The organism is Phaeobacter sp. LSS9 (genome assembly GCF_003443595.1).
GTDB lineage: Bacteria > Pseudomonadota > Alphaproteobacteria > Rhodobacterales > Rhodobacteraceae > Phaeobacter > Phaeobacter piscinae.
Window position 1 is genome coordinate 2,858,699 of sequence record NZ_CP031956.1, and the last position, 11,819, is coordinate 2,870,517.

9 protein-coding genes are annotated in these 11,819 nt (G+C 60.6%); 5 read left to right on the top strand and 4 right to left on the bottom strand.

Annotation, left to right across the window (positions count from 1 at the left end):
• Positions 1 to 157: 157 nt before the first annotated feature.
• The 4 genes from D1820_RS13670 (at position 158) to D1820_RS13685 (ending at position 6,567) form a co-directional block, all read left to right on the top strand.
• Complete coding sequence (locus D1820_RS13670) at positions 158 to 3,286, top strand: ABC transporter transmembrane domain-containing protein (RefSeq protein ID WP_254683314.1); 3,129 nt, start codon at positions 158 to 160, stop codon at positions 3,284 to 3,286.
• Positions 3,276 to 4,196 (top strand): CPBP family intramembrane glutamic endopeptidase, encoded by a 921-nt coding sequence (locus D1820_RS13675; protein ID WP_118069433.1) that lies wholly within the window; start codon positions 3,276 to 3,278, stop codon positions 4,194 to 4,196. The genes D1820_RS13670 and D1820_RS13675 overlap by 11 nt, the downstream gene beginning before the upstream one ends.
• 62 nt (positions 4,197 to 4,258) lie before the next feature.
• Positions 4,259 to 5,203: an acetyl-CoA carboxylase, carboxyltransferase subunit beta gene (accD, locus tag D1820_RS13680; RefSeq protein ID WP_040171652.1), complete on the top strand. Its 945-nt coding sequence runs from the start codon at positions 4,259 to 4,261 to the stop codon at positions 5,201 to 5,203.
• A 95-nt stretch (positions 5,204 to 5,298) separates the two neighbouring features.
• Positions 5,299 to 6,567, top strand: a complete 1,269-nt coding sequence (locus D1820_RS13685; RefSeq protein ID WP_118069434.1) for a folylpolyglutamate synthase/dihydrofolate synthase family protein — start codon at positions 5,299 to 5,301, stop codon at positions 6,565 to 6,567.
• Positions 6,568 to 6,692: 125 nt separating this feature from the next.
• Here the strand turns inward: D1820_RS13685 and zapE are convergent, their stop codons facing one another.
• On the bottom strand, positions 6,693 to 7,763 hold the full coding sequence (gene zapE, locus D1820_RS13690; RefSeq protein WP_118069435.1) for a cell division protein ZapE: 1,071 nt from the start codon (positions 7,761 to 7,763) through the stop codon (positions 6,693 to 6,695).
• A 225-nt stretch (positions 7,764 to 7,988) separates the two neighbouring features.
• Between zapE and D1820_RS13695 the strand changes: the two genes are divergently transcribed.
• A complete protein-coding gene (locus D1820_RS13695; protein WP_118069436.1) occupies positions 7,989 to 9,230 on the top strand; it encodes an MFS transporter in 1,242 nt (413 codons plus the stop codon).
• Positions 9,231 to 9,248: 18 nt separating this feature from the next.
• Here the strand turns inward: D1820_RS13695 and D1820_RS13700 are convergent, their stop codons facing one another.
• From D1820_RS13700 to D1820_RS13710, 3 genes are read right to left on the bottom strand one after another with little or no spacing between them, the layout of a single operon-like run.
• Entirely contained in the window at positions 9,249 to 10,169 is a 921-nt protein-coding gene (locus tag D1820_RS13700) for an ornithine cyclodeaminase family protein (protein WP_118069437.1), read from the bottom strand.
• Positions 10,166 to 10,786 (bottom strand): HAD family phosphatase, encoded by a 621-nt coding sequence (locus tag D1820_RS13705; protein ID WP_118069438.1) that lies wholly within the window; start codon positions 10,784 to 10,786, stop codon positions 10,166 to 10,168. The genes D1820_RS13700 and D1820_RS13705 overlap by 4 nt, the downstream gene beginning before the upstream one ends.
• An 11-nt stretch (positions 10,787 to 10,797) precedes the next feature.
• Entirely contained in the window at positions 10,798 to 11,763 is a 966-nt protein-coding gene (locus D1820_RS13710) for a DMT family transporter (RefSeq protein ID WP_118069439.1), read from the bottom strand.
• Positions 11,764 to 11,819: the final 56 nt, after the last annotated feature.

An 11,819-nucleotide genomic window follows, 5' to 3' on the forward strand; every position in this document is an offset into this window, starting at 1 on the left:
TGGCATAGTCTGAGGGGCGTGTCGGAGCAAGCATCTCACGTAAAAGTCGACCGGGTGTTGCCTTGTAATGTCAGGGGGCAATGATTACGGTCTGACCGCTGCACAGCCAGCAAGCGATTTCTCGCTAAGATCTTCCGACACGCAAAAGGAGCAGGGGATGCAGTCCACCCTGTTTTCATTCATCTGGACCTATTCGCGGCGCCAGCAGATAGGTCTGTTGGCGTTGACCATGGTCACGTTCCCCTTCCTCTATGCGGCGTTGGAATTGCCCAAGCGGATTATCAACGACGCTATCGGTGCGCCGATGGATCAGGTTGAGGTTCTGGGGCGGCAGATCGGGCAGGTCGACTATCTGCTCTTGCTTTGTGTCGGGTTTTTAGCGGCGGTTCTGATCAGTGGCCTGCTGAAGATGCGTCTTAATACCATGAAGGGCATTGTCGCCGAACGTCTGCTGCGGCGCCTGCGGTACACGCTGATCAACCGGATGATGCGCTTTCCAGCGCCCTATTTCAGGACCACCAGCCAAGGCGAGCTGGTCTCCATGATCACCTCGGAATCAGAACCGATGGGCGGTCTGATGGGCGACGCCGTGGCGCAGCCTGTATTTCAGGCCGGGCAGATGCTGACGATTGTCGCGTTTCTCTTCATGCAAAGCGTGTGGTTCGGACTGGCCTCGGTGGCGCTGATCCCGTTGCAGGCCTGGCTGATCCCGATGCTGCAACGTCAGATCAACCTGCTGAACAAGGATCGCATCCAGGAGGTGCGGGCTTTTTCAGCTGAGATTGGCGAAACCGCCGCTGGGATCGGGGATCTGCGGATCAATGGTGGCCGCCGGTATCGGCTGGCGCAGATATCGGCACGTCTGGGCCGGCTGTTCGATATTCGACGGCGGATCTACACCAAAAAATACTTCATGAAGTTTCTCAACAACATGATCGGTCACCTGACGCCGTTTGTGTTTTATTCCGCCGGCGGTGTGCTGGCGATCCGCGGTGACATCACGGTGGGTGCACTGGTGGCCGCCTTGGCCGCTTACAAGGATCTGTCAGCCCCATGGCGGGAGCTGCTGACCTACTACAATCAGGTGCAGGATATGAGCCTGCGCTGGTCGATCATGACCGACCGTTTCGCGCCCAAGGGCATGATCCCGGAGGAACTGATCGAGGGCACGCCGACGGATATCCCGCATCTGCGCGGCGCCATTGAACTGCGCAATGTGTCGGTGAAAGATGCCGACGGAAATATGGTGCTGGAGGATCTGTCGCTGACCATCCCTGCCGGGGGACGGGTTGCCATTCAGAGCAGCAGCGAGGCGGAGCGCGCGGCCTTTGCAGCACTGCTGACGCGGGAGGTTGTGCCATTTCGCGGGTCGGTGACGATTGCAGGGCATCGGCTGGACCAGCTGCATCAGGGGGTGATCGCGGCGCGCGTCGGTTATGCCTATTCGCGGCCCTATCTGTTCAACGGCTCACTTGGCGACAATGTGTTGATGTCGCTGCGCGATCATCCGCATATGCCTGCAGGCAGCGAATCCCGTGGCAAAAGCCGTGTGATGACCGAAGCTTGCCGCGCCGGAAACAGCCCGGATCCGCTGGCTGCGGATTGGATCAACCCGGCGCTGGCAGGGCTTGGATCCGAAAGCGAACTGCGTGACTGGTGGTTTCAGCTGGTCGAGGCGATGGGCATCGACGAGCAGCTGTTCCGTCGCACCCTCCACACCCGGTTTCAGATTGGTCCGCATCTTGGCCTTGTGCAGCAGATCACTGCCTTGCGCCCTCTTGTGGCGGAGCGGTTGGCGCGGGCGGGTCTTGCCGATGTGGTACATCGGTTTGAGCCGGAGGTGTTCAATCCAGCGGTTCCGCTGGGCGGTAATATCCTTTTTGCGGCGCCCACCCGCCCGCTTGCGCCCGAGGAGCTGATTGCGGAAGACGGGCCGATTATCAGCGCGTTGCGGGATCATGGCCTGCAGCAAGACGTGATCACCTTCGGTCTTGGGGTGATGGACACCCTGCGGCAGACCTTTGGTCGGGAGGATACAAATCACCCGTTGTTCAAACGGCTTGGGCTGGACGAGGCGCTGTATCAACGCATCGCCGAGGTTGCCGACCGTCAGGCAACGCTGGGTGTGTCCGGGCTGCGCGAGGACGAACGGGTGCTGCTGGCCTCGGTGCCGTTTCTGATCTCGGAGGAGCAGATCGGCACAGCATTTCCGGAGCGGTTCAAGCAGCGCATCCTGGATATGCGACGTGATGTGGCACCAGCGCTGCAGGCGCAATTGGGCGATCTCTTTGTCTCCATTACGCCGGACGCCTATCTGCCGCTGCTGACCGTGTTGGAAAACGTGCTTTATGGGCGGCTGTCGCTCAGCGCGGGGGCCAAGGCCAAGCAGGTCGAGGATCTGGTCGCCGAAGTGTTGGAAGAACACGGGCTGCGCAAGCGTCTGGCGCTGATCCTCTATGACTTGCCTGCCGGTCTGGGCGGGACTGCACTGGAACCTGTGTTTCAGGAACGCGCGGCCTTTACCCGGGCGGCGATCAAGCGGCCCGATATCCTGATTCTGGACCGCGCCTTGGCCAGCCATGACAGCGCCAGCAGGCTCAAATCCCGTGAGCGGCTCTCCAAGCTGATGCCAAATGCCACGATGTTGTTTCTGGAGGACCAGTTCAACCATCCGGAACGCTATGATATTTTTGTGAAAATCCAGAATGGCCGGATTGATGGCGTTGAGGGCAATCTGACCGATCCAATGGAGAGTGCCGCACGAAACGATCTGGGCAAACGGCTCGAACTGATCCAGAGCACAGAGCTGTTTTCGAAACTGGATGCACGAAACCAGCGTCTGCTGGCCTTCTCGGCGCGCTGGCATGATGTGGCCAAGGGCGACTACGTCTTCCAATATGGCGACGCCGGCGACGCGGTGTTCCTCTGCCTGTCCGGCAAGGCGGATTTGTTCTGGCCGGACCGCACTGCGGAAAGCACACCGATTTCGCAGATTGAACCGGGGCGGCTGATCGGGGATCTGGCCGTGATCCTGCGCGACACACGGCAACTTGATCTGATCGCGGTGGAGGATTGCCGTTTTCTCAGGATTGGTGCGGAAGAATACCGCGCTGTGATCGAGGCTGATGCCGGCGTTGCCGTGCAACTGCTGGAGACGGTCTCGCGGCACCTGGTGCAGGTGGCAGGCGTGGCACGGGCAGCGGATCAGAATGTCACCGGCGGTGACACACCAGCGGTGGCAGCTGCCGCGATCGTCGCGGAGGAGCGGCCCGGCAATGTCCACTAAGCCCGAGAGACCCGCCTATGCCGCCCATGACCTGCTGGTCGATCCGGCGCGGTCTGCGCCGCAACTCTGGCGCCTGTTGCTGGGTCTGCTTCTCATTGGCGTGCTGACTTATGCGCTGACCGCTGTCGCGGTACAGACGCTGATCGCAGCGTTTCCGGGCACGTGGGTCCGCGATTTGCCAGCCGGTGGATCGCCGGTCGCGATGCTGGTGCTTCTGAGTAGCTTTCTCTGTGTGACCATTGCTGTCGCCTGTACACTGCGGCTGTTGCATCGGCGCAGTTTGAGCAGTGTGATTGGCCCCATGCCGCTGGCTCTGCAACAGTTTGGCCGCACCTGTTTGCGTCTCGCCATTCTGATGGCAGCGCTGGCGCTGCTCTGGCTGATCCTGCCGGGTGGTCTTGACGCTGGCGTGATGTCAGATCTGACACCGAATCTTGCGCTGCATCAGTGGCTGCGCCTGCTGCCGTTGGCGTTGATTGCGATCTTTATGCAGATCAGTGCGGAGGAGATCCTGTTTCGCGGCTACCTTCAGCAGACACTTGCTGCGCGGGGTCTGCACCCGCTGATCTGGCTTTTGGTGCCATCTGCGATTTTTGCGGTGGGTCACTATGTGCCGGAGGACGCGGGGGTGAATGCGCCTCTCATTGCGCTTTGGGCTGGCGGTTTTGGTCTTCTGATGGCCGATCTGACCGCGCGTGCGGGCACGCTGGGGCCAGCAATGGCCATCCATTTTGTCAATAACATCATTGCGATCCTGCTGTTTGGCTCTCCAACCAGCCTGTCTGGTCTGGCCCTTTTTCTGGTGCCGTTTGAGCTGTCTGACCCTGTCATATTGCGGCAGATGCTGTGGCTCGACTTCGCGGTTGTGGGGCTTTGCTGGCTGGTTGCGCGGCTTGCCATCCGGCGCTGATTGCATTTAGACGCGCGGGGCCTTATTTGAAGGTCAAAACCGCCCCTACAAAGGCATGGCTTATGAACTGGATCACCAACTACGTCCGGCCGCGGATCAATTCGATCTTCTCGCGCCGCGAAGTTCCCGAGAACCTTTGGCGCAAATGCGATGAATGCGGCACCATGCTGTTTCACCGCGAGCTGAGCGACAATCTGAATGTCTGCAACAACTGCGGGCATCACATGCACATCACGCCCCGCGACCGTTTTCTGGCGTTGTTTGATGGTGGCATCTTCACCGAGGTTGCCGTGCCTGAGCCACTGGCGGATCCGCTGAAGTTCCGGGATCAGAAACGCTACCCCGACCGGATGAAAGCAGCGCAGAAGACGACCTCTGAGAAAGAGGCGATGCTGGTGGCCGCCGGTGAAATTGGTCGAACCCCGATCATAGCCGCCGCGCAGGACTTCTCCTTCATGGCGGGATCCATGGGCATGTATGTTGGCAACGCGATCATTGCCGCTGCTGAAGAGGCCGTGAAACTGAAACGCCCGCTGGTGCTGTTTTCCGCCGCTGGTGGCGCGCGCATGCAGGAGGGAATCCTGTCGCTGATGCAGATGCCCCGGACCACGGTTGCGGTGCAGATGCTGAAAGAGGCAGGTCTGCCTTATATTGTGGTGCTGACCCATCCGACCACCGGGGGTGTGACCGCCTCTTATGCGATGCTGGGGGACGTGCATATTTCTGAGCCCAACGCATTGATCTGCTTTGCCGGTCCGCGCGTGATTGAGCAGACCATTCGCGAAAAACTGCCCGAAGGGTTCCAGCGCGCCGAATACCTGCTGGATCACGGCATGTTGGATCGCGTGACACCGCGCACCGAAATGCGGGAAGAGTTGATCAAGATCACCCGGATGCTTCTGGGTCTGCCACCGCAGATTGTTGGCGACCTGCCTGCACCGGATGAAAGCGAGCAGGCCGCGAATGATGCCAACGGTGCCGCAGACGCACCGGTATCAGGGACCTGATCCTGCTAGAATTGTGATATTACGGCCCGCTCGTCCTGCGCGCGGGCCGTTTCTATATTGCCCTCGTAAAATCGCCTACATCAGTGAGCCGCAAAATGACCCAGACCTCCGACGCGATCCTTGCCCGCATGATGGCGCTGCACCCCAAGATCATCGACCTGACGCTGGACCGGGTCTGGCGGTTGCTTGCGGCGCTGGATAATCCGCAGGAGAAGCTGCCGCCGGTGGTCCATCTGGCGGGCACCAACGGCAAGGGCTCCACACAGGCGATGATCCGTGCCGGGCTTGAGGGGATGGGCAAGAGCGTCCACGCCTATACTTCGCCGCATCTGGCACGGTTTCACGAACGCATCCGGCTGGCGGGGGAGCTGATTTCGGAGCCGCATCTAAGTGAGGTGCTGGATGAGTGCTATGCCAAGAATGGCGGCGAGAACATCACCTATTTCGAAATCACCACGGTGGCGGGCCTCCTGGCGTTTTCGCGCACGCCTGCGGATTACACCCTGTTGGAGGTCGGCCTTGGCGGGCGTCTGGATGCAACCAATGTCATCACGCCTGAGATCTCGGTGATCACTCCGGTTTCCATCGATCACGAACAGTTTCTGGGCAACACCCTGACCAAGATCGCGGGCGAAAAGGCCGGCATCATCAAACGCGGCGTGCCGGTTGTGGTTGGTCCGCAGCCAGAGGAAGCGATGGAAGTCATTGAGGCCACTGCCGCCCGCCTCGGTGCGCCATTGATCGCTTATGGCCAACACTGGCATGTCTGGGAGGAACGCGGGCGGCTGGTGTTTCAGGACGAACACGGCTTGCTGGATCTGCCGCTGCCGGCCCTGCTGGGTGCGCATCAGATCCAGAACGCCGGTGCGGCGCTGGCTGTTCTGCGCCACCTGTGCGCGGATGAGGCGGCCTGCGAGGCGGCCATGGCCAATGCCGAATGGCCTGCGCGCATGCAGAAGCTGAAAACGGGTCCACTTGTGGATGCGGCGCCCGCGGCTGAGCTGTGGCTGGACGGCGGCCACAACGCGGCGGCAGGTCTTGCGTTGGCGGAGGTGCTGGCGGGATTGCCCGCGCGGCCCACGCATCTGATCTGCGGCATGCTGAACACCAAGGACGTGAGCGGTTATATGGCTCCGCTGGCCCCGCATGTTGAAAGCCTCACGGCGATTTCAATCCCGGATGAGGTGAATACGCTCAGCGCCGAAGAGACCGAAGCCGCCGCCAAGTCTGTGGGCATCAAGGCCGACACGGCAGAAAGCACACTGGCAGCGCTGCAGGTAATCACCGCCAAGGATCCGCAGGCGCGGGTGCTGATCTGCGGCTCGCTCTATCTGGCGGGTCATATCCTGCGTGACAACGGCTGACGCTGAGTGCCGGGGTGCCTACTGCGTACCCCGCCTGTCACCTTTCCCAAATACTCCTGGGGTGAGAAAGCCCTGCTTTCGAGGGGGCAGGCCCCCGGCAACGTCGCCCGTTCCCACCACTTCGTTCAGCTCTGCTGGCCCCAATCCTTGTCCTGCATCTCCCGCAGACGCGAGGCGGTGCGTTCAAATTCAAACGTGCCTTCCCCTTCGACATAGAGCATTTCTGGCTCTGCCGCAGCGGAACAGATCAGGCGCACCCCTGCCTCATACAGCGCATCAATCAGCGTCACGAACCGCTTGGCCTCGTTGAAGTTGTTGCGCGACAGGCGGGGGATGTCCTCCAGCACCAGAACTTTGACAACCTCCGCAATGGCCAGATAGTCGCCAGGCCCCAGCATCTTGCCGCACAGATCGTAGAACCCGGCCCGCGCCACCCCGTTGCGAAAGGCGGGCAGAGTGACCTCGCGCCCTTTGACCTCCAGCGTCAGGGGCATTGCCGGGCCTCCCGACAAATCTTCCCAGATCGCGCGGATCTTTGCGTTGGCCTCGGCATTCACCGGCGAGAAATAGACCTGCGCCCCAGTGAGCCGATCCTGGCGATAATCGACCGGGCTGACCATCTCATGGACCTGCATCTGCTGCTTGATGAGATCAATGAACGGCAGGAACAGCTGCCGGTTCAGCCCGTTCTTATACAGGTCGTCCGGCACCCGGTTTGAGGTGGTGATCACGGTGACACCGGCGGCAAACAAGGCCTCAAACAACCGCCCAACAATCATTGCGTCGGTGATATCGGTGATCTGCATCTCGTCAAAGGCCAAGAGCCTGACCGATCCGGCCACCTCTGCCGCGACCGGTGCGAGGGCATCCTCGACCCCTTGCTGGCGCGCCTCGTGCATTTTGCCGTGGATCTCCTGCATGAAGGCGTGGAAATGCACGCGACGCGATGGAACATCCTGGAGGCTGTTGACAAACAGATCCATCAGCATCGATTTGCCACGCCCGACCCCACCCCAGAGGTACAGCCCCTTCACCGTCTCGTAGGTGGCCTTGCGAAACAGGCCCCGCTTGACAGGGGGGGCTTTGAGACCTTCGGCTATGCGGTCGAAATGGGGGAGCACGGCTTCCTGTGCGGGATCCGGTTTCAACAGGCCGGCGTCGATTTTCTGCTGATAGAGCGCGGTCAGATGGGTCATGCCGCAAGGGATAGCGCGCAGGGATGCGGATGGGAAGAGATGTCCCGACAGGTCCCTACGGGCTTGCCTGGCAGGCGCTGTGACCGGGGGGGCGAGCCATTTGGAAAGCGGAGTGGCTCATACATCAATTATTCTTGCCCATTCTCGCAAAAATCCTGATTTGACCGGATGTGGTTTTTCCGTACCGTCGTCTGGCCGGACATATCCCGGCGAAGGAGCCTGCCCATGACCCGACCTGCCCCGCTGTTCACCCCCGTTCTGATCGTTGGCTGTGTCGTTATCATGGTCAGCTTTGCTGTGCGGGCGTCTTTTGGGGTATTTCAGATCCCCATTGCCGAGGAGTTCGGCTGGTTGCGGTCCGAATTCTCGCTGGCGATTGCCATTCAGAACCTGGCCTGGGGGATCGGCCAGCCGATTTTTGGCGCGATTGCCGAGAAAATCGGTGACCGGAAGGCGATCATCATCGGGGCACTTATCTATGCTGCCGGGTTGGTGTTCAGCGCCTGGGCCACCACACCATTTGAGATGCAGGCCTATGAATGGCTGGTGGGGTTCGGCATTGCGGGTACAGGGTTTGGTGTGGTGCTGGCCGTGGTTGGTCGTGCCAGCTCGGATGAGAACCGGTCGATGTCACTGGCCATTGTGACGGCGGCGGGGTCTGCCGGGCAGATCTTTGGCGCTCCAACTGCGGAGTGGCTGCTGACATTCCTCAGCTGGCAGAGCGTATTTCTGGTGTTTGCAGGCGTAGTTCTGGCGCTGATTGCAACATTGCCGCTGATGCGGGCGCCTGAGGCGGCCTCTAAGGCTGAGCTGGAAGAGAGCATGGGTGCGATCCTGAAGAAGGCGTTCAAGGATCCTTCTTACACGCTGATTTTCCTTGGCTTCTTCAGCTGCGGCTATCAGTTGGCGTTTGTCACCGCGCATTTCCCGGCCTTTGTGACAGAGATGTGCGGACCGATCCTTCCGGGTGGTGCGCTGTATTCCATCGGGATCACCTCCACCTCGGCGCTTGGGGCGGTGGCAATCTCGCTGATCGGCGCGGCAAATGTGGGCGGGACATTGCTGGCGGGCTGGCTTGGCAACCGGTACTCCAAGAAATATCTTCTGGCGGCAATCTATACCGGCCGTACGATTGCGGCGGCGGCCTTCATCCTTGTGCCGATCACGCCAGTCACTGTGATCGTGTTTTCCATCGTTATGGGGTCCCTGTGGCTGGCCACGGTGCCGCTGACCTCCGGTTTGGTCGCACATCTTTATGGGCTGCGCTATATGGGCACGCTTTATGGGATTGTGTTCTTCAGCCACCAGCTGGGCAGTTTCCTTGGCGTATGGCTGGGGGGACGGATGTATGACATTTATGGTGACTACACGCTGGTCTGGTGGATCGGCGTTGGGATCGGAGCCTTCAGCGCCATTGTCCACCTGCCGATCCGTGAGCATCCGCGCACTGTGCTGACCGCCGCCTGATGGTGGCGCGACGGGGGGCTATGTTCCCCCTTGCCAGCGGTCCAGAATGTGTCGACTGGTCATCAGGTCCATATGGGCGCCGCCCCCGTTTTTGAACAGGGTGATCCTGGCAGGATCGAACTGGGGGAAGGCCGTCAGTTCGTAGAAATCTGCCCGCACGTCATCGCGGCTGATCACTCCCTTTGCGAGAGGGATCTTGAATTCACCGATGTGATCTAAGGTGGTGTCAAAGCTGTCGCAATAGATGTCCGCGCGTTGCAACGCCTCATCATCGGCTTCGCGCATATCCGGACGGTAGGCGCCGATCAGGTTCAGGTGCTGACCAGGTCGCAACCACGCGCCCTTGATGACAGGGCTGGAGGACATGGTGCAGGTCACGACGATATCAGCCGCCCGTACGGCAGCTTCCAGATCGGGTGCAACTTTGGCGTTTGGATACTGTTCGGCCAGCGCTTCGGCTTTCGCCCCGGTGCGGTTCCAGATGCAGAGCTGTGCCTTGGGGTAGGCGGTGCCAAAGGCCTCGATCAGCGATGCGCCAACGGTCCCGGCCCCGACAATCAGGATCTCTCGGCTGTCAGGGTTGGCCAATCGCAGAGCGCCCAAAAGGCTGTCCCCTGCGGTTTTCCATTTGGTCACCAGATGGAAATCGACCAAGGCCTCCAGCATGCCGGACTGATCCGCATATAGACAGACAGCGCCGTTGACCATTGGGTGGCCCTGATCCGGGTTGCCGGGAAAAATTGTAGCACTTTTGACCGCCAGACCCAGACCATCGATCCAGGCCGCGCGATTGAGCAGCGTGTCGTTGCCCCGATAGAGGAAACTGTCGGTGACCTCGGCCTTCTGCAATTGGTGACCGGCGGCAAGCGCGTCGCAGAATGACAGCCAGTCAAGATTGGCTTCCCCCTGATCAAAAGGGATTTGCAGGATCGTGGTCATCGGGCGCCCTCCGCTGTTAGCAAGCCCTCGGAGACCAGGCGATCGGCCCAACCCTGAGGGTGGGTAAAGAGATGGGTATGCCAGCCACGTGCGGCGGCGGCTTCGATGTTTTCGGGGCGGTCATCCGTGAAGAGCAGTCGTTCTGGTGCCACGCCCGTGTCGCGCTCCAGGTGGGCGTAAATCTCCGCTTCCGGTTTCAGGGTCTGCAGATGGCCAGACACAAAGGCCTGATCGAATTCGTTGAAGAACGGGTAGGTGGTCTTGGCCAGATCAAAGGTGCCGACGCCAAAATTGGTCAGCGCAAACACTGGCACGCCGCGCTGCCGCAGTGCGCGCATCAGGCGGACGGAGTGTGGGATTTCAGGGCTGGCCATCTGGAGCCAGCTGTCGTGCCAATGGCGAATTTCCTCAGCCCATTCGGGGTGCTGATCGGCAAGCGCGTAAACCGCGCCTTTGAAGTCATTCCCCCGGTCTATGCCAAGGTTCATGCCATGCAGATCGACCTCGCGAAACAGGGCTTCGCGACGGGTTTTGCCAATCTTGGCATCATAAAAGCGCTCGGGCTCCCATTCGATCAGCACACGGCCGATATCAAAAACGACGGCTTGAATGGTCATCTTCAGCTCTCCTATCCGGTCGAGCGCGGTCGCGGGCGTGGCGCTGGGCGACTGCGGCGGGTTTCGCGCCAGACTGAAACAAGCCCGGCGCCAATGATCAAGGTGGATCCGATCCAAACAGGCCCGTCAGGCCATTCATCAAACACCAGAACCCCCCAGATTACAGCCATCGGCATGGCGATATATTCGAATGGGGCGACCAGACCGGCCTCGCATCGGCGGTAGGCCTGGCTGACAAGGTAGCCCCCAATGGAGCCCGCAAGCCCGACGATGAGGAACAGGATCCAGTCCTGCGGATCGGGCCAGACCCAGGCGCGCAGAATGAACTGTACCCCGGCGTTGTCGGAACTGGCAAAGCGCCCATCGCCGGTTGTCAGCCCCACGAGGGTGCTCACCAGCAAGAAGCCCAGCGTGGGATAAAAGGAGAGCGTTGCCGCCTTGTCCGCGCCGCCCGCACGTCGGGTCAGGACATGCAGCGCGGCGTAGCCGCAGGCCCCCAGAAATGGCAGGATCGCAGCCGGTTGAAAGGTGCCGGGACCAGGGCGTATGATGATCAGGATCCCGGCAAAGCCAATCGCGACTGCCGTCCAGCGCCAGGGGCCGACCCGTTCCTTCAGGAAGAGAACCGACAGGCTGGTCACCACCAGTGGCGTGGCAAAGGCGATGGCCACCGCCTCAGCCATTGGCATGATTGCAAGACCGGTGAAGAAACAGAGGTTGGCAAACAGCACAGCAAGGCTGCGCAGCAAATGCAGGCGAGGTTGACGCGTCCGCAGGATACCGTAGCCGCCTTCGAGCGGGATAATCAGCACCAGCAACACTACCATTGCCACCACGGAGCGCAGCATCACCACCTGATAGAGCGGATAGTCCCCGGATAGGAATTTGAAGATCACATCAATGATGGAGAAGCAGACCGCGGCGCCAATAGCGGCAAAGACGCCAAGAACCGAGAGGCTGGCCTGTTGCTGCGTCACGTCTGCCCCCTCTGGTCGTCTGCCCTGCGATCAGTGGCGCAAAGAGAGGCCAGAGG